The 16,370-nt window shown below is 59.6% G+C and carries 19 protein-coding genes; 13 read left to right on the top strand and 6 right to left on the bottom strand.

The annotated features are described in order from the left end of the window. Position 1 precedes the first annotated feature (1 nt). From pstC to GDJ93_RS03405, 8 genes are all read left to right on the top strand, one after another. Positions 2 to 928 (top strand): phosphate ABC transporter permease subunit PstC, encoded by a 927-nt coding sequence (gene pstC / locus GDJ93_RS03440; protein WP_152067753.1) that lies wholly within the window; start codon positions 2 to 4, stop codon positions 926 to 928. 3 nt (positions 929 to 931) lie between these two features. After that, positions 932 to 1,837: a phosphate ABC transporter permease PstA gene (gene pstA, locus GDJ93_RS03435; protein WP_006234250.1), complete on the top strand. Its 906-nt coding sequence runs from the start codon at positions 932 to 934 to the stop codon at positions 1,835 to 1,837. A gap of 12 nt (positions 1,838 to 1,849) precedes the next feature. Beyond that, positions 1,850 to 2,653 (top strand): phosphate ABC transporter ATP-binding protein PstB, encoded by an 804-nt coding sequence (pstB, locus tag GDJ93_RS03430; protein WP_152067752.1) that lies wholly within the window; start codon positions 1,850 to 1,852, stop codon positions 2,651 to 2,653. A 92-nt stretch (positions 2,654 to 2,745) separates the two neighbouring features. Further along, positions 2,746 to 3,603: a phosphate signaling complex PhoU family protein gene (locus GDJ93_RS03425; RefSeq protein ID WP_152067751.1), complete on the top strand. Its 858-nt coding sequence runs from the start codon at positions 2,746 to 2,748 to the stop codon at positions 3,601 to 3,603. Between the two features lie 119 nt (positions 3,604 to 3,722). Then, positions 3,723 to 4,460 carry a YggS family pyridoxal phosphate-dependent enzyme gene (locus GDJ93_RS03420; RefSeq protein ID WP_089571590.1) on the top strand — a complete coding sequence of 246 codons (738 nt, stop codon included), beginning with the start codon at positions 3,723 to 3,725 and terminating at the stop codon, positions 4,458 to 4,460. A gap of 60 nt (positions 4,461 to 4,520) precedes the next feature. Then, positions 4,521 to 5,243, top strand: coding sequence for a cell division protein SepF (locus GDJ93_RS03415; protein ID WP_022094497.1), 723 nt, complete (start codon positions 4,521 to 4,523; stop codon positions 5,241 to 5,243). Positions 5,244 to 5,258: 15 nt separating this feature from the next. Then, a complete protein-coding gene (locus GDJ93_RS03410) occupies positions 5,259 to 5,546 on the top strand; it encodes a YggT family protein (RefSeq protein ID WP_040358293.1) in 288 nt (95 codons plus the stop codon). A gap of 61 nt (positions 5,547 to 5,607) precedes the next feature. Continuing rightward, positions 5,608 to 6,282, top strand: coding sequence for a DivIVA domain-containing protein (locus tag GDJ93_RS03405; protein WP_148346099.1), 675 nt, complete (start codon positions 5,608 to 5,610; stop codon positions 6,280 to 6,282). A gap of 166 nt (positions 6,283 to 6,448) precedes the next feature. On the opposite strand, the gene GDJ93_RS03400 is transcribed toward GDJ93_RS03405, so the two are convergent. From GDJ93_RS03400 to GDJ93_RS03390, 3 genes are all read right to left on the bottom strand, one after another. Next, positions 6,449 to 6,979, bottom strand: a complete 531-nt coding sequence (locus GDJ93_RS03400) for a nitroreductase family protein (RefSeq protein ID WP_152067750.1) — start codon at positions 6,977 to 6,979, stop codon at positions 6,449 to 6,451. Between the two features lie 286 nt (positions 6,980 to 7,265). After that, the gene (locus GDJ93_RS03395; protein ID WP_152067749.1) at positions 7,266 to 7,889 is read right to left on the bottom strand and encodes a DUF47 domain-containing protein; all 624 of its coding nucleotides are present in this window, start codon (positions 7,887 to 7,889) and stop codon (positions 7,266 to 7,268) included. Between the two features lie 67 nt (positions 7,890 to 7,956). Continuing rightward, the gene (locus GDJ93_RS03390; RefSeq protein WP_117655139.1) at positions 7,957 to 9,006 is read right to left on the bottom strand and encodes an inorganic phosphate transporter; all 1,050 of its coding nucleotides are present in this window, start codon (positions 9,004 to 9,006) and stop codon (positions 7,957 to 7,959) included. A gap of 249 nt (positions 9,007 to 9,255) precedes the next feature. Here GDJ93_RS03390 and GDJ93_RS03385 point away from each other — a divergent pair, with 249 nt between their 5' ends. From GDJ93_RS03385 to GDJ93_RS03370, 4 genes are all read left to right on the top strand, one after another. Next, entirely contained in the window at positions 9,256 to 9,594 is a 339-nt protein-coding gene (locus tag GDJ93_RS03385; RefSeq protein WP_138374472.1) for a hypothetical protein, read from the top strand. 84 nt (positions 9,595 to 9,678) lie between these two features. After that, positions 9,679 to 10,374 carry a Bax inhibitor-1 family protein gene (locus tag GDJ93_RS03380; RefSeq protein ID WP_152067748.1) on the top strand — a complete coding sequence of 232 codons (696 nt, stop codon included), beginning with the start codon at positions 9,679 to 9,681 and terminating at the stop codon, positions 10,372 to 10,374. A gap of 137 nt (positions 10,375 to 10,511) precedes the next feature. Beyond that, entirely contained in the window at positions 10,512 to 11,627 is a 1,116-nt protein-coding gene (locus tag GDJ93_RS03375) for a TIGR02452 family protein (protein WP_152067747.1), read from the top strand. A gap of 78 nt (positions 11,628 to 11,705) precedes the next feature. Continuing rightward, positions 11,706 to 12,365, top strand: a complete 660-nt coding sequence (locus tag GDJ93_RS03370) for an SGNH/GDSL hydrolase family protein (protein ID WP_152067746.1) — start codon at positions 11,706 to 11,708, stop codon at positions 12,363 to 12,365. 60 nt (positions 12,366 to 12,425) lie between these two features. On the opposite strand, the gene thiD is transcribed toward GDJ93_RS03370, so the two are convergent. Together thiD and thiC are read right to left on the bottom strand one after the other, a co-directional pair. After that, positions 12,426 to 13,256 carry a bifunctional hydroxymethylpyrimidine kinase/phosphomethylpyrimidine kinase gene (gene thiD, locus GDJ93_RS03365; RefSeq protein ID WP_152067745.1) on the bottom strand — a complete coding sequence of 277 codons (831 nt, stop codon included), beginning with the start codon at positions 13,254 to 13,256 and terminating at the stop codon, positions 12,426 to 12,428. 182 nt (positions 13,257 to 13,438) lie between these two features. Continuing rightward, a complete protein-coding gene (gene thiC / locus GDJ93_RS03360) occupies positions 13,439 to 14,773 on the bottom strand; it encodes a phosphomethylpyrimidine synthase ThiC (protein WP_152067744.1) in 1,335 nt (444 codons plus the stop codon). Positions 14,774 to 14,944: 171 nt separating this feature from the next. Between thiC and GDJ93_RS03355 the strand changes: the two genes are divergently transcribed. Continuing rightward, positions 14,945 to 15,460 carry a hypothetical protein gene (locus GDJ93_RS03355; RefSeq protein WP_152067743.1) on the top strand — a complete coding sequence of 172 codons (516 nt, stop codon included), beginning with the start codon at positions 14,945 to 14,947 and terminating at the stop codon, positions 15,458 to 15,460. A gap of 23 nt (positions 15,461 to 15,483) precedes the next feature. Here the strand turns inward: GDJ93_RS03355 and GDJ93_RS03350 are convergent, their stop codons facing one another. Next, positions 15,484 to 16,293, bottom strand: a complete 810-nt coding sequence (locus tag GDJ93_RS03350; protein WP_152067742.1) for a YaaA family protein — start codon at positions 16,291 to 16,293, stop codon at positions 15,484 to 15,486. Between the last annotated feature and the right edge of the window lie 77 nt (positions 16,294 to 16,370).

Here is a 16,370-nt window from a genome sequence, read left to right as displayed (position 1 = left end):
CATGGAAGCACAGGAAAACTCCCAGACTGAGCAGAATGTTCAGACGCCCAAGAAGCGCGAGCTGGCGCTCGTATCGCACAGTACCTATATCAAGGAGAAGGCGCTGCAGTGGATCTTCTTTGCCTGCGCGTTCTTGGCGGTCGTTACCGTCATCCTGATTTTTGTCTTTACCACGTACTCGGCGCTGCCCGTCTTTACTGACATCGGTCTGGCGGACTTCTTTAGCTTTACGTGGGCGCCTTCCGAGGGCCACTACGGCATCTTGTCGCTGCTTGCCGGCTCGGGTCTGGTGACCGTCGGTGCGCTCGCCATGGGCGTGCCGCTGGGCGTGGGTACGGCCGTTTACCTGGTCGAGATTGCCAGCAAGCGCGTGCGCAAGCTCATCAGCCCCGCCGTTGACCTGCTGGCGGGCATACCCTCCATCATCTACGGCTTCTTTGGCATGATCATCATCCGCCCGTTTATCGCACAACTGACCGGCGGCCTTGGTTTTGGTGCGCTGACGGCGTGGTTTGTGCTCGCCATCATGATCGTCCCTACCATCACCACGCTCACCATCGATGCTCTCAATTCCATTCCCATGGGCATTCGCGAGGCATCGTATGCCATGGGCGCCACCAAGTGGCAGACCATCTATAAGGTCGTGCTACCTGCCGCGAAGCTGGGTATCGTTGATGCCATCGTGCTGGGTATGGGCCGTGCCATCGGCGAGACCATGGCCGTGCTCATGGTCGTAGGTAACGCCCCGGTTATTCCCGACAGCATTGCGAGCCCCATCTCGACGCTCACGAGCCAGATTGCGCTCGACATGAGCTATTCCTCGGGTCTGCACCGCTCGGCGCTGTTCGGCATGGGTGTGGTCCTGTTTATCATCTCCGCCACACTGGTGGGCATCGTCCGTCTGATTTCCAAGAAGAAGAGGGGGTAGGCTATGTCCGATTCCGTTGACACGACGGTCGATACGACCTCGTCGCGCGAGCGCATCAAGCGTGCCCTTTCCCACGGCAAGAAGGGCCGCATCAACAAGGACCTGTCCAACAAGATCATGCTTGGCGTGTTCCGTGCCGCTGCCTACATCACCACGCTGGTGCTGGTCGCTATCATCGCCTACGTGGTCATCAACGGCCTGCCACACATCTCGCTCGACTTTATCTTCGGTTGGCCCCAGGGCGTCAACGCCGAGGGCGGTATTTGGCCCACGATCGTCTCGACCGTCTATGTGACGGCGCTCGCCATGCTTATCTGCACGCCGATCGCTGTGCTGGCAGCCGTCTATCTGGCCGAGTACGCCAAGCAGGGCAAGGTCGTCGAGCTCATTCGCTACGCTGCTGACGCTTTGGCCTCGGTGCCCTCCATCGTTATGGGTCTGTTTGGCTACGCCTTGTTTGTCGAGGCCATGGGCTTGGGCCTTTCGATGGTCTCTGCCGCCCTGGCACTCGCGCTCTTGATGCTTCCCATCGTCATGCGCACCACCGAAGAGGCCATTCGCGCCGTTCCGCGCTATATCCGTTGGGGCGCGTACGGTCTGGGCGCCACCAAGTGGCAGGTTGTCTCCAAGATCGTGCTTCCTTCTGCCTTTGGCCGTATTGCCACGGGCATCGTCCTTGCCATCGGCCGTGCCATTGGCGAGACCGCGGTGGTGCTCTACACCATGGGGCAGGCCATCAATCTACCTATTTCGCCGCTCGATTCCGGCCGCCCCATGACGGTTCACCTGTACCTGCTTGCCAACGACGGCATCAACATGAACGCAGCCTACGGCACCGCGCTCTTGCTGATGGTGATCATTCTGGCCTTCAACCTGTTTGCGCGCTTCCTGTCGCGCAAGCGTCGCTAGTTAAGGAGTCCCATGTCCGTTTATCAGTCCGCTCCCACGCTGGAGCAAGCGGCCATTACGGCCAAGGATTTCAACTTTTGGTACGGTGACTTTCATGCGCTGACGGGGCTCGACCTCAACATCGCCAAAAACGCCATCACCTCGTTTATTGGCCCTTCGGGCTGCGGCAAATCGACGTTTTTGCGCTGCATCAACCGCATGAACGACCTGATCGAGGACACGCGCATCGAGGGCACCATGACGCTCGACGGCAACGATATCTATGCCGAGGGTGTCGACCCGGTCGATCTCCGTCGTCGCGTGGGCATGATCTTTCAGCAGCCCAACCCGTTTCCCAAATCCATCTACGAGAATGTCGCCTTTGGCCCTCGTCTGCAGGGCGTGACTAGCAAAAGCGACCTCGATGACATCGTGGAAGAATCGCTCAAGCGCGCCAACCTCTGGAAAGAGGTATCCAATCAGCTCAACAAGGATGGTTTGGCGCTCTCGGGCGGTCAGCAGCAGCGTCTGTGCATCGCGCGCGTGCTTGCGGTGCAACCCGATGTCCTTCTGATGGACGAGCCCTGCTCCGCCATCGACCCCACGTCCGTCTCTAAGGTCGAGGATTTGATGGCCGAGCTGGCGCCCGAGATGACGATCATCATCGTCACGCATTCAATGCAGCAAGCAGCTCGTATCAGCGACTACACCGCATTCTTCTTGCAGGAAGTTGCCGGCGAGCCCGCCACACTCATCGAGTATGGTCAAACCGACGCGATCTTCACCAGCCCGGTGGACTCGCGGACGGAAGACTATATCACCGGCCGCTTTGGCTGATCGGTGCGACTAGTCCCAAGCCGATCGGACCTGGTCCGGTGCGTATTCACTGTGCGGGCGGCATGACCGCACCCAACTGATTGGAGTGAACCATGCGCAAACTGTTTTCCCGTCAGCTCATCGAGGCCCGCCACGAGATGCTGAGCATCTACGAGGCCGTCGATCTGGCCCTCCACGATGCCGTGAAGGCCTATGTGACCGACGACCGCAAGCTCGCCACCAAGACCAAGAAGCGCACGCTTTCGATTGACGCACGCTGCGCCAACCTGGAGGCCGTCTGCTACAACCTGATCGCCACGCAGTCACCGGTCGCCTCCGACTTCCGCCTGCTTCAGACGATCATCTACGTCGACTTTAACCTGCAGCGCATGACCGATAAGGTTCGCCAGATCTGCCGCGCCACGCGTCATATGATCAAGGCCGATATCTCGCTGCCCAAGGAGCTTGTCGGCACGGTCGAGGCCGAGGCTGAGGCCGTCTACCAGGTGCTGGGCTCTTCGCTTTCCGCGCTCGTCACCAATGACATGTCCATCATTTGCAACTTGGCCGTCGAGGACGAGCCAGTGCACGCCGCCTACGAGAAGTTCTTCCGCACCTTTAACCGTATGGATACGGGCGACTTTATGGACGACGACAGCAACTATGACGACCTGCGCCGCGCTATCATGGTTTCGCGCTACCTCGATCGCATCGCTTCGATTTCCATCGATGCCGCTTGCCGTCTGACCTTCCTGTTGACTGGTCAGCGCATGAATGCCGGCGATATCGCCCGCACTGATGAGGATGAGCTCGAGAGCATGCGTGTGCCTTCGGGCGAGGGTGTTATCATGAGGCCCGCCGTCGACGCGCACTACGTTGCCAAGGTGCCCGTTAACGAGGTCAGCGAGGGTCTTCGCTATCTGCTCGATCATCTTGAGGACGAGGACGATGGCGAGGACGACGAGGAGTAAGTAACCCCGTTCGTCGAAAGATTGTAAATACCTAAGTGAGCGCGGCCTTGCACATGCGGGGCCGCGCTCTTGCGTTAGCATGGGACTACTTGTTTGGCTGTCAGCGGAGGCGATTAGCAATGGATAACTATTTGGACTTGATGCGCGCTCGCCGCGAGCAGATTCTTGAACGTTTTTATGCGGCGCTCGATCGCGCAGGCCGTCCCCACGACGCCGCGCGCCTCATTGCCGTGTCCAAGACCGTTGGTGTCGATGAGACCGTTGCCGCCATCCAGGCGGGGTATCGCCATTTTGCCGAGAACCGCCCGCAGGAGCTGGTTCGCAAGCTCACGGGTCTGGCGGAGCATCCGGAGCTGCCCGAGGTGCGCTTCGATATGATCGGCAACCTGCAGACCAATAAGATCAATGCGGTGCTGGGCTCAGCCGAGCTGATTCACTCGGTGGGTTCGCTGCATCTGGCGCAGGCGATCTCGAGCCGTGCTGTCCGCAAGATTGAGGCAGGCGAGCTCGCCGGCCCCCAGCGTGTGCTCATTGAGGTCAATGTGAGTGGTGAGGAGTCGAAGGGAGGCTTTTCGCCCGATGAGATTCGCGCCGCCGCGGGTGAGCTTGCGGAACTTGAGGGAATTTGCGTACAGGGGCTTATGACTATGGCGCCCCGGGGGAATAAGGATGTGGCACGCCGCACCTTTGCGGGGCTTCGTGAGCTGAGGGATGAGCTGGAGGCGGCGCATCCCGATTTGAACCTGCCTGAGCTTTCCTGCGGTATGAGCGAGGACTTTGAGCCTGCCCTTGAGGAGGGCTCTACGCTCGTTCGCCTGGGCAGGGTAGTATTTAGCCCGGAGTTTGCAGTAAAATAAGGCTCTGAAGTGCGCACTGATTATCGGGGCGCCTGCACTAAACCGCGAGAGGACACAACCATGGGCTTCCTTGACGAGATTAAAAATAAGATGCACCTGGGCGGCCAGCAGGGTTACGACCAGGGTTATGGCCAGGACGACGACTACGGCTACGATGATGGCTATGACGATGGCTATCAGGGCAACGGCTACAGCGGTGCTTCGGGCGAGGGCTTCTATACCCAAGACGAGCCGAGCAACGGCCTGCTTGGTCAGACGCGCCGCGGTGAAGCTGAGTCGGTTGCCGTGTATACGCGCTCCGGTCAGCTGGTCGGCGATGACTCCCGCCATGCCACGACGTATAACCCGCCTTCGCGCTCGCAGGACAGTGTTGCGAGCGGTTATCGTCCTGGTGCCTATGACACGCCGTCGAGCTACGCCGAGAATACCCGCGCCCGTGCCGCCGCTGCACCCGCGCCTGCACCGAGCGATGCCTCGGCCTATGCGAGCAATATCATCAACGCCACGCCGCAGCTGCCGGCCTATGTCCTGCGCCCCGAGAGCTATGACGACGTGGAGACCGTGGTGCGCCGCGTTCGCACCAAGCAGCCTGTCGCACTGATTTTTGTGGGCGTACGCACCGAAGTGGCCAAGCGCGTCTTGGACTTCTCTTACGGCTTTGCCTGCGGTCTGGGTGCCACGGTCAAGGAGGTGGGCGACCGCGTGTTCATGGTGCTGCCCGCCGGCTGCGAGGTCAAAGATTCCGATCTCAAGAAGCTTCGTGCCGACGGCTACCTTAAGTAAAGACAAGACGAGGAGATTCCCATCAACATCTACACTATCGTCCAGCTGGTCAACACGCTGTTCAATTTCTATTCCACGCTCATTGTCGTCTACTGCTTTATGACGTGGATTCCCATGAAGCAGGGTGGTTTGCTTCAGGATATTGCTGCGGTGCTTGATAGCGTGTGCGGTCCGTGGCTTAACCTGTTCCGTCGTTTCATCCCGCCGATGGGCGGTATCGATTTTTCGCCGGTCGTTGCGATTATTGCGTTGCAGTTGGTGCAGAGGCTGGTTCTGCAGCTTCTTATAGGTATACTCGTGTAGAACTGACTTAGTAACTTACGTCGGGCGTGTAGCGCCGAGGCGATGAAAAAGGAGACTTGTTATGGCTATTACCCCTGCAGACATCCAGGCTCAGACTTTCTCTGAGGCCAAGCGTGGCTACGATCCTGCCGAGGTCGACGTCTTCTTGGAGACGCTGTCCTCCGAGGTTGACGCTATGCTCGCTAAGATCGTTGACCTTAAGGGTCGTCTGACTGCTACCGAGCAGCAGCTTGCCGATGCACAGGCTCAGCTTGCCCAGGCTCAGGATACCGCCGACCAGGCCGTTCCTGCCGCCCCCGTGGCTGCTCCCGCCCCTGACTTCTCCGCTCAGGAGCGCCAGATTTCCGCCGCCCTGATTGCTGCCCAGCAGACCGCTGAGACCATCGTCAACGATGCCAACGAGAACGCTGAGCGTATCCGCAACGAGGCTGACGCCAAGGCCCGCGAGGTTATCCGCCAGGCTCTGACCGAAAAGCAGGCCGAGCTCGAGGAGATCGATCGTCTCAAAGCTTCCCGTGAGGAGTTCAAGGCCGAGTATCTCAAGCTCATCCAGCACTTTATGGACGATGCCCAGAACTCCTTCCCGGCCGATCTGATGGCCTCTACGCCGGTCGGTTCTGCCGCTTCTCCTGCGGTGACTGTTCCCGCCGAGCCGCTGCCCGTCGCTGACCCGGTTGTCCCCGTGGCCGATCCCTTCGCCCCGATCGACAACTTCGCTGCCGACGACCTCGACTAACATTCGGCCTACAATTTAGTGCCTAGAAAGGACCCGCAGCTTGCGGGTCCTTTTTTATGACTGTGCAGGGGCGCGCAACATAAAAAACCGAGCCCTGCACATAGTGGCGCAGAACTCGGCGAACGGGTGAGCGGTCAAGGGTAGGTTTTAAGGCATGTCCCAAAACCTACTTGAGGAGGAAGTCGGAGAGGGGAATGGTACGGGCCTCGCGATGCTCGGGATCGGCGATGTGGTCGGCAGGATATCCGCAGACGAGCATGTGATAGGGATAAACGCCTTTGGGCAGGTTGAACTGCTCCTGTGCCACCTCGGGCTTAAAATGGCATACCCAGCACGTTCCCAGGCCCTGCTCGGTGGCCTCCATCATCATCTGATCGCACACTATGGACGTATCGATTTCACTGGAATTCATCTGGTCATACGGGCGCACCCAAGCGTCTTCGGTAACACTACAAATAAGGAAGATGAGCGGAGCGCCAAAGATAGATCCATCACGAGCAAACCGAGGCTGACAAGCAGCAGCCTTCTCCAGAAGCTCAGGCGTATCCAACACCATCACACGGGTTGGATGATTATTACAAGCAGAAGGAGCAATACGCCCAGCCTCAACAATGGCATCCACCACCGACTGCTCAACAGGACGATTCTCAAACTCGCGACAAGAATACCGACCCCGAGCCAGATCCAAATAAGACATACAAGCCCTCCAACAATTAAAAATCAAACAAACCCAAAGTAACCCAAACGGTACCCAAAGCAGCAATCAGCCAAACGCTCATCAAGGGCCAAAGTGTCCGAACGGATACCAAAGGTCCCTTCAGCCAAACCCCCATCGCGCTAAACCTATCAGCCAAAGTTCCCAATGGTGGTGCATAAGGGAGCGGGCCCGGCCACTAATAACCTTTTGAACGACTCTGCTTGCAGCCGGAGTGAAAAAGGTTATTAGTGGCCGGGCCCGCGACCGGTGGGACATGTACCCCCAATTAACTGTTCTTCATGACAATCGAATCCACGACATCGGCCACATTCTCGCAGCAGTCGGCGCAGTACTCCAGGAAGGCGTACACGTCACGCCAAGCGATGACCTCGAGCGGATCCTTGCCGTTAACGTGCAGGTTGCGCATGGCGTTGATGTAGAGCTCGTCGGCCTCGGACTCGATGGTGTTGATCTGGATGACCAGCTCGCGCAGCGTTTTGGACTTGCGGTAGTTGGGAAGCTCGACCATCAGGTCTTTCATGGCGCGGCAGGCGTCAGTCACCTTGTGGGCGATGACGATGGCGTCGGGATGGATGCTCTGAATGTTGGTGAAGTAGACGCGCTGCACGACGCCCTCAATACGGTCGAGCACGGTGTCGAGCGCGCAGCTCATCAGATCCAGATCCTCGCGCTCGAGCGGGGTGATAAAGGCGGTGAGCAGGGCGTCTTCGAGCTCGTGGTGCTTCTTGTCTGCCGCATGCTCAATCGCATGCATCTTATTGAGCATGTCGTGAATCTGCGCGGGATCGAAGTTCTCAAAAATCTGGGTAAGCAGCTCGGCGGCCTGGACGGCGAGGTCGGCGCAGGCGACGTAGTTGTCAAAGTAGAACGAATCGGGTTTCTTAGCCATGGGTGGGTCCTTTCGAGGCGAAGACGGGTGGGCGAAGTGTTGCGGTCCAGATGGACGTTCGGTTTGACTAGAGGAACATCATGAACAGCTTGGCCATGACAAAGCTGATGAGTCCGCAGGCGGGGAAGGTGAAGAACCAGGTGAACATCATGTCCTTGACGACGCCGAAGTTGATGGCCGAGAGGCGCTTGACGGCACCGACGCCCATGATGGCGCAGGTCTTGATGTGTGTGGAGGACACGGGGATGCCGGTAAGGGTGGCAAGCAGCAGGTTCGCGGCGCCCGCGAGGTCGGCGGAGAAGCCCTGATACTTCTCGAGCTTAACCATGCTCTGGCCGACGGACTTGATGATGCGCTCACCGCCCACGCTGGTGCCGATACCCATGGTGGCCGAGCACAGCAGCATAATCCAGATGGGGATGCCGGCATCGCCGACGCTGGTCTGGCCGTTTGCGAAGGCCACGCCTAAAAAGAGCACGCCGATGAACTTCTGTCCATCCTGCGCGCCGTGCATAAAGCTCATGGCCGCAGCGCTCGCGATCTGAGCGTATTTAAAGAAGACATTGGCACGTCGCCTGTTGGCGGCGGCGAAAAGAATCGAGACGAGTTTGCACAGGACCCAGCCCATGACAAAGCCCAGGCCGATGGAGAGCGCCAGGCCGTAGATGACCTTCATCCACTCGTGGACGTTGACGCTGCTCGCGCCGCCGAGGGCGATAGCGGCACCGGTCAGGCCGGCGATAAGGCTGTGGCTTTGCGAGGTGGGGATGCCAAAACGCGACGCTGTGGCGCCGTAGACGACGATGGAGAACAGCGCCGCGCACAGGCAGGCGAGCGCCATGGTGCTGTTTCCGCCAAAATCGACGATATGTGAGATGGTGTTGGCGACGCTCGCATTAAAGTGCGTCATGATGAGCACGCCGAGGAAGTTGAATGCGGCGCTCATGAGAATGGCGGCGCGGGCGGGCATGCAACGCGTAGTGACGCAGGTCGCGATGGCGTTGGGCGCGTCGGTCCATCCATTGACGAAGATGGCGCCCAACGCGAGGATCACGGTGACGGCAAGGACTGGGTTCGACACAATTTGGCCGAGGAAGGTTGAGAACGTTACGTCCATATATGGGCTTTCTCGAAGTTTGCAGACACGTTACAAAAACATGATAAATCGTATCACCTCCTACGGGTTTCTTTGCCGAGTTCTGATGGGAGAAGTAATTTTTTGGCACTAAAATAGAATATTAGCCCTGTTGACCGTGGGTGTTCTTTTTGCTATCACGCCATGCGGACACGCGCGTTCGCTTCGACACTCCAAAACCACAGTCTGTTCGCTTTACAACATGCAAACATGCGTTCGATAATAGGAGACATGGAATATCGACAGACAGATGGCAAAACTCGGCGCGTGCACAAGCAGTATGTGGACGTCGTGGCTCGCATCCTCGCGGGCGGACAGGTCGTGCCGGTCACCGTCTGCTGGGTCGACGGTCGTTGCTTTACGATTGACGAGATTGTCTCGACCGCTGGGTTTGGCCTGACGGTTCACGGCATCCGTACGGCAACCTATAAGGTACGTTTTGGCGGGCACGCGACCGAGTTGTATCTGGAGGACCAGACGCGTGAACGACCAGATGGCTCGCAGGCCCACCTGATGCGTTGGTGGGTGTGGGCATTCGACCGTACGCTTGAGGGCGAGCGCCGTAGGTAAGGACGCACGGCGTTCGGGTACAATGACAGGAATCTTGTCAGCTACTGCGCCGTTATTTGTGGCGCTTTTTGAAAGGACGAACCTATGAACGATATCCAGGGCTATCAGAACGGCCCCGTCGAGAGCGGCGCAAGCCGCGCCAAGGAGATGTCGCCGCGCGCGTACAATCTCACCATGTCTGCCCTGATCTTCTTGGGCTTTTGCGCCATGGGCGCCGGCGCCTACTTTACGAGCACCATGTCGTTTGCGCGCATGATGATGAGCGGCGCCGCCTTGCCGCTGGTCTTTGGCTCGTTTATGTTGACCATCGTCGGCATGGTTATGATGTCGGCTGCTGCCAGCAAACAGTCCGTGGGCCTGTCCCTTGTGGGCTACGTAATCTTTGCGAGTACCTTTGGCCTGACCGCGTCGTTTGGCCTTGCCAACTACGACCTGCCCACCATCAACACTGCCTTTATCGCCACGGCCGCCATCACCTTTGTCTTTGGCGCCTTGGGCGTGACGTTCCCCAAGTTTTTCCAGCGCGTATATGGCATCGGTTTTGGCATTCTGCTCGCCACTATTCTGGTTGAGATCGTGCTGATGTTCATGGGCGTCTCGCAGACCATCACCGACCTGATCGTGATCGTGGTGTTCGCCGGCTTTATTGGCTACGACACCTATGTTGCCACGACAGTGCCGCCTACACTGCCCAACGCCGTGCTCATGGCGTCCAATCTGTTCGTGGACATTATCAACGTGTTCCTGCGCATCCTGAACATCCTTGGCCGTCGCGACTAGTGGCGAATTGCGGCGGTGCTTGCCGTGCGTGTAAATCGATGCGAAAGGCGGTCCTTCGGGGCCGTCTTTTTTGTACGCGGCGGGGTATCATGGATGGAAAAAGCCGATAGCGGCAGCGACAGGAAAGGTGGCCACTTATGGCAGACGTCGACAACAGGAACCGTAACCGCAGGTCTAATCGCGCGGGTCAGCCCAATCCCAAGCGCGAGGCCCGTGCCAAGGCCGCCGAGCGTCACGTGGCAACTGTGTCCGAAGCGTGCGCCAAGGATATCGAGCGTTCGCTTGCCGGTGTTCGCGAGTTTGACGGTATGCCTGCCGGCTTTGTCGCGGCGATGAAGGCCAAGGTTCAGAGTGCTGTGGCCACCGAAGAACAGGTTGCCGAGGACGTCGAGGGCGCGGAGGCTGCCGAGGTCGAGGCAGCGCTCGAGCCCGTCGAGGAGCCTGCCGAGGAAATCGCCGAAGCTGAGTCCGCGCCTGCTGAGGAGCCCGCTCCGGTTCTGCCCGAGGTCACTGTGCTCGATGCCTCCGCCACGCAGGCCATCTTGGACAACGGTCGTGGCTATGCGCAGTTCTGCGACATGGCCGTGCTCGCCTTTGCCTCGTTCACCAACCCGGGCGGTGGCTATATTCAGGGCTATCTGGGCCAGGAGGCCACGCTGTGCGCCGATTCGTATCTGTACAACGTTCTCGATAAGCAGCGCAAATGGTACGGCGAGAACCGTCGCCGCAACATCAACTGCGAGCTTTACCGAAACCGTGCGCTGGTGGTGCCTGCGGTGCGCTTCGACCGCAACCACGTGCATGCATACGCCGACGTGATCGTGGCCGCCGCGCCCAACGTTAAGCGCGCCCGCCAGGAGTATCGCGTGAGCGACGATGCTCTGCTGGATGCCCTGCGCGACCGCATTCGCTTTGTGCTTGCCATCTGCGACGAGCTGGGTCGCGAGAAGCTCGTGCTGGGCGCTTGGGGCTGCGACAACAACGGCTTTGACGCAGAGGCCGTGGCCGAGCTCTTCCGCAAGGAGCTCGCGTCGGGCGACTTTAAGGTCAAGCAGGTCTTTTTTGCCGTGCCTTCTACGCGCTGGGATGAGGATTTTGCCAAGTTCGAGCACGTGCTGGCAAACTTCCCCGAGCGCAACGAGGAGTCCTATGCCCAGGTTGCCGCTCGCGCTGCGGCAGCTCGCGCCGCCGAGCAGGCCCAGGCCGCTGCCGAGGACGACGAGGATGACGACGACTGGCGCAAGTACCTGTAATCGGTACGTGCTGACAGATAGGTCGAGCCGGCGGGAGAGGCTGCTCCCGTCGGCTTTTTACTAAAGGAAGGGCTTACGATGAAAAACGTTCTATGCTTTGGCGACAGCAACACCTATGGTTACGATCCGGCGGGCATGCGCGACGGCACCGCGGTGCGCTATGCGCGGGATGTGCGCTGGTGTGGCGTGGCCCAACGTGACTTAGGCGAGGGCTGGCATATAATTGAAGAAGGCCTCAACGGCCGCACGACGGTACGCGACGACATGTGCCATTTGGACACCAATCTTAACGGCATCCGCGCGCTGCCGATGCTGCTTGAGGCCCATAAGCCGCTGGATGCGATCGTTATTATGCTGGGAACTAACGATTGCAAGACGGTCTTTGGTGTGACGGCCTCCGATATTGCCCGTGGCACCATGGCGCTGATTCGCGCGGTGCGTGCATTTCCCTGGACCAATGCCGCACCCTGCCCGCGTATTCTGCTGATGGCGCCTATCAAGATCAAGCCGCAAATCGCCGACGTATATATGACCGATTTTGACGAGCGTTCCGTCGAGGCCTCGGAGCATTTTGCTGAATACTATGCGCACGTAGCCAAGCAGTTTGGCTGCGACTTTTTGAATGCAGCGGAGTTTGCCGAGCCGGGCGATATCGACTATCTGCATATGATGCCCGAAAGCCACGAGAGCCTGGGTCACGCCGTGGCAGCCAAGCTCCAAGAGATGCTCGGTGAGTAGCGCGACCCCAAGCCACCGCAAAGGTGCCTGTCCCCTTTGCGGTGGCTTGGGCTGCGAATCTTAATACTGCCACATGTGATTGACGGGGCCGGAGCCTTTGCCCATGTTCAGGCCGGCGGCCAGAGCGCCTGTCAGGTATGCCTTGCCCGCATTGACGGCGTCGGCAAGATCCATGCCCTGGGCCAGCGCGCAGGCGATGGCGGACGAGAGCGTGCAGCCGGTGCCGTGTGTGTTGTCGGTCTCGATGCGCTTGTGGCGGAACCACGTGGTGAGTGGATCTCCCAGATGGTTGCCCTCGTCATCGAGTGGCGCGGGTTCGGCCAGTACATCGTTGGCCTCGTTGACAAGATGCCCACCCTTAACGAGGGATGCGCAACCAAAGCGGCGGGTGAGGAGCATGGCAGCATTTTGCTGCGTGCGCTCGGAGTCGACCTCGTAGTCGAGCAGAGCCATGGCCTCGGGAATATTGGGCGTGATAACCGTCGCTAGCGGGAACAGGCGGCGGGTGAGCGCCTCGGCGGCATCTTCGGCAATCAGCCGCGCGCCCGAGGTGGCGACCATGACGGGGTCGACGACAACGTTTGTCGCGTTCCAAGCGCTCAGGCGGTCGGCGATAACATCGATAATCTCGGCAGAGGAAACCATGCCAATCTTGACGGCGTTGGGTCGAATATCGTCAAAAACGGCATCGATTTGCGCCGCGACAATATCCGGGGAGATGTTCTGCACGGCGGTGACACCGAGCGTGTTTTGTGCGGTTATGGCTGTGATGGCTGTCTCGGCATACAGGCGGTGCGCCGTGATGGTCTTGATGTCGGCCTGAATGCCGGCGCCGCCGCTGGAATCGGATCCCGCGATGGACAGGACGGCAGGTACCTTACTACGATCCATGTTCGCTCCCTTGTTCGGTCGGAATCAAATGGGTCTTTAAGCCAGCATTATAAAGATGCCCGGGCCGACTCTATGTCGAACCCGGGCGGGCGATGCAATCTTTACGCAAATGCAAGCAAATGTTCACACGTTAACAATTGACAGGCACCAGCTCGCCGCCAGAGGCGGCCGCGGCGACAGGGTTAGTCCTCCATGCCGAGGTCGATCGTGGTGCCCTCGAAGATCTTGTTGACGGTTCGGACGGCGCACATCTTGCCACACATGGTGCAAGTGCCCTCGGTGGCGGCGGGGGATTCCTCGTAGCGCTTCTTGCCGGTGACCGGGTCGAGCGCGCACTTCCACATGGCGTCCCAGTCGAGCTTGCGGCGTGCCTGGCCCATCTTGTCGTCCATGTCGCGGGCGTGGGGCACCTTTTTGGCGATGTCGGCGGCGTGTGCGGCGATCTTGGTGGCCATGAGGCCGTCGAGCACATCCTGGGCGTTGGGCAGGCATAGGTGCTCGGCCGGTGTCACGTAGCACAGGAAGTCGGCACCGGAGCTGGCGGAGATGGCGCCGCCGATGGCAGCGGTGATGTGGTCGTAACCCACGCCGATATCGGTCACCAGCGGCCCGAGCACATAGAACGGGGCGTTGTGGCACAGGCGCTTCTGTAGCTTCATGTTGGCGGCGATCTCGTCGAGCGCCATGTGACCCGGGCCCTCGACCATGACCTGGACGCCGGCGGCCCAAGCGCGCTTGCACAGCTTGCCCAGCTCGATCATCTCAGCGGTCTCGGTGGCGTCGTTGGAGTCGTAGAGGCAGCCCGGGCGGCAGGAGTCGCCGAGCGAAATCGTCACGTCGTACTCGTGGCAAATCTCGAGCAACTCGTCGTAGAACTCATAGAACGGGTTCTCGTTACCGGTGACCTCCATCCAGCCAAACAGCAGTGAGCCGCCGCGGCTCACGATGTTCATCAGGCGGCCGGTCTCCTTAAAGGTCTTGGTGACCGACTTGTTGATGCCGCAGTGAATGGTCATAAAGTCCACGCCGTCCTCGGCATGCGCGCGCACGACTTCGAACAGGTCGTCCTTGGTGAGCTTGACCAGCGGCTTTTCCATGTAGCCGATGGCGTCGTACATGGGGACGGTGCCTACCATGAGCGGCGTCTCGTCGATGAGCTGCTGGCGGAACTGGCGCGTCTTGCCCGAGTTGGAGAGGTCCATGATGGCGTCGGCGCCAAAGTCCTCGGCGATCTTGACCTTCTTCCATTCCTCGGCGGCATCGGCCTTGTCGCCCGAGATACCCAGGTTCACGTTGACCTTGGTGGACAGGCCCTCACCGACGCCAAAGGCGCGCATGCCCTTTTTGATGTGCACGATGTTGGCGGGAATGGCGATGCGGCCGTCGGCCACGCGCTCGCGGATGTACTCGGGGTTGCGATGCTCGCGCTCGGCGACTTCCTTCATCTGCGGCGTGATCTGCCCGGCACGGGCGAAGTCGATTTGCGTGACGAGCTTGGGCTCGGTCTGTGTGCTCATTGGCACGGCTCCCTTCGTTGGCATTACCCATATCAGGTTTGCGGGTCAGGGCGGGCGCGCCCAGTCTCAGCCTGCCGTCTTGTCCTGCAAGCTCCCCGTTTATGTAATGGGCTCAAGTATAGCCTGAATGGGTACGATTGGGCCAACGAGCGTGCCCGTGGGGAGGCGAACATGGAAGACAAGCATCTATATCGAGAGACACAATGGGATGTATCGGCCGAGGAGGGCCGTGCGCACCATGGCCTTGTCGCGATTGGTTTTGCGGTGCTTGCCGTGTTGGTGATTGCCTTTTGTATTTGGACGTTCGGCGGTCGTGGCGGCGCTGCATGGGAGTTCGAGACTGATGATGCCCTGCCGATAATGACGGTGAGGGTCGCGGGCGGCAATACCGTTGCCGCACCGGGCGACTATTGGTATCCGCGCGACGAGTTTGTGCAGCTGCAGCTGAGCGGCGGGTCTATTCCGGGCGAAGAAATCGAACGCGTGACGTTTGATGCGACGCTCAAAACGCTGACGGTGAAGCTCAAAGATCAAGGGGACGTGCCCACGACCATGGACATTGCGCTGACGGAATGGCGCTTGGAGCCCCCGGCGGGCGCTGCGGTATCCGACGTAGAGCACGTTAAGATTACCTACCAAGATGGCTCGACGAGCGAGATTGCAAAGGCCGATGGCTTGGCGGAGTAACGGGGTGTTTGGAAACGGCGGGCCTATTGTGCCTGCGCGTTCATGAATACCAGGGCGTTTTTGTCTGAAAGCTCGGGGATGTGCCGATAGCCGATGTTGAATGCGGTAAGTTCGCTTGCATCCTCGAGCTTGTTTTCTGCCATCCACCGCACCATGGAGCCGCGCGCCTTTTTGCTGGCGGTCGACCGTTGGATGGGCTTCCCGTTGCGGATACCCTCGCCAAAGAGGCATGTGACGGCCGTGGCGTCGTCCGCGAGGTGGGGCAGAACGGCTTTGGCGTATTCCGCGCTGGCGAGGTTGACGATCGTGGTGTTTGAGCCTGCCGGGGCGATAGCCCGCGCGAGCTTGTCGCTCCAAAACGCGTAGAGGTCTCGGGCATCGTCAACGGCGAGCTTCGCGCCCATCTCCAGCCGATACGGTTCGACGGCATGGAAGGGACGAACGCACCCGTAGAGGCCGGAGAGGATCCACAGATGGTCTTGCAGCCATGCGAGCTGCGCAGAATCCATCACCTCGGGTGCCATGCTCTGGTATTGAATGCCGTGATAGGACATGACGGCAGGGGAGAGGTGACGGGCGAGTGCGGGATTGTCGAGATCGCCGCTTTTCAGGATGGGCCCGAACTCATGCAGGGTGTTGAGGCAAGGCCCCAGCAGTTTGTCACTCACGTTCCACAGCGCCTGCAGGCCGCCGCTGCCTTCATTCCGCTCGATATCTAGCAGCGCGCGGTGGAGGCGAGCCGTCTCGCGCACAAAGGGTGGAATGCCCAGGACTTCAAAAGCATCTTGGGCCGCGCGCATCTGCTTGGCGGGCGAAATGATGACCTGCAGCATGGACTCTCCTCTGCCAAAAAGGAAGTTGCGGTGGAATACGGTCTGTTTTGGCCGTTTATGGGCCAGTTTAGTCCGTA

It is taken from the genome of Collinsella aerofaciens (genome assembly GCF_902501475.1).
Lineage (GTDB): Bacteria > Actinomycetota > Coriobacteriia > Coriobacteriales > Coriobacteriaceae > Collinsella > Collinsella aerofaciens_AL.
Note: the sequence above shows the minus strand (reverse complement) of the source record. Positions and strands in the feature narration are given on the sequence as shown.

Coding starts and splice junctions, on each gene's coding strand:
- GDJ93_RS03425 (WP_152067751.1), top strand. CDS start 2,746: ATGCGCAAACTGTTTTCCCGTCAGCTCATCGAGGCCCGCCACGAGATG.
- GDJ93_RS03370 (WP_152067746.1), top strand. CDS start 11,706: ATGAAAAACGTTCTATGCTTTGGCGACAGCAACACCTATGGTTACGAT.
- GDJ93_RS03400 (WP_152067750.1), bottom strand. CDS start 6,979: ATGTCTTATTTGGATCTGGCTCGGGGTCGGTATTCTTGTCGCGAGTTT.
- GDJ93_RS03380 (WP_152067748.1), top strand. CDS start 9,679: ATGAACGATATCCAGGGCTATCAGAACGGCCCCGTCGAGAGCGGCGCA.
- pstC (WP_152067753.1), top strand. CDS start 2: ATGGAAGCACAGGAAAACTCCCAGACTGAGCAGAATGTTCAGACGCCC.
- thiC (WP_152067744.1), bottom strand. CDS start 14,773: ATGAGCACACAGACCGAGCCCAAGCTCGTCACGCAAATCGACTTCGCC.
- GDJ93_RS03390 (WP_117655139.1), bottom strand. CDS start 9,006: ATGGACGTAACGTTCTCAACCTTCCTCGGCCAAATTGTGTCGAACCCA.
- GDJ93_RS03355 (WP_152067743.1), top strand. CDS start 14,945: ATGGAAGACAAGCATCTATATCGAGAGACACAATGGGATGTATCGGCC.
- pstA (WP_006234250.1), top strand. CDS start 932: ATGTCCGATTCCGTTGACACGACGGTCGATACGACCTCGTCGCGCGAG.
- GDJ93_RS03395 (WP_152067749.1), bottom strand. CDS start 7,889: ATGGCTAAGAAACCCGATTCGTTCTACTTTGACAACTACGTCGCCTGC.
- GDJ93_RS03385 (WP_138374472.1), top strand. CDS start 9,256: ATGGAATATCGACAGACAGATGGCAAAACTCGGCGCGTGCACAAGCAG.
- thiD (WP_152067745.1), bottom strand. CDS start 13,256: ATGGATCGTAGTAAGGTACCTGCCGTCCTGTCCATCGCGGGATCCGAT.
- pstB (WP_152067752.1), top strand. CDS start 1,850: ATGTCCGTTTATCAGTCCGCTCCCACGCTGGAGCAAGCGGCCATTACG.
- GDJ93_RS03420 (WP_089571590.1), top strand. CDS start 3,723: ATGGATAACTATTTGGACTTGATGCGCGCTCGCCGCGAGCAGATTCTT.
- GDJ93_RS03375 (WP_152067747.1), top strand. CDS start 10,512: ATGGCAGACGTCGACAACAGGAACCGTAACCGCAGGTCTAATCGCGCG.
- GDJ93_RS03350 (WP_152067742.1), bottom strand. CDS start 16,293: ATGCTGCAGGTCATCATTTCGCCCGCCAAGCAGATGCGCGCGGCCCAA.
- GDJ93_RS03415 (WP_022094497.1), top strand. CDS start 4,521: ATGGGCTTCCTTGACGAGATTAAAAATAAGATGCACCTGGGCGGCCAG.
- GDJ93_RS03405 (WP_148346099.1), top strand. CDS start 5,608: ATGGCTATTACCCCTGCAGACATCCAGGCTCAGACTTTCTCTGAGGCC.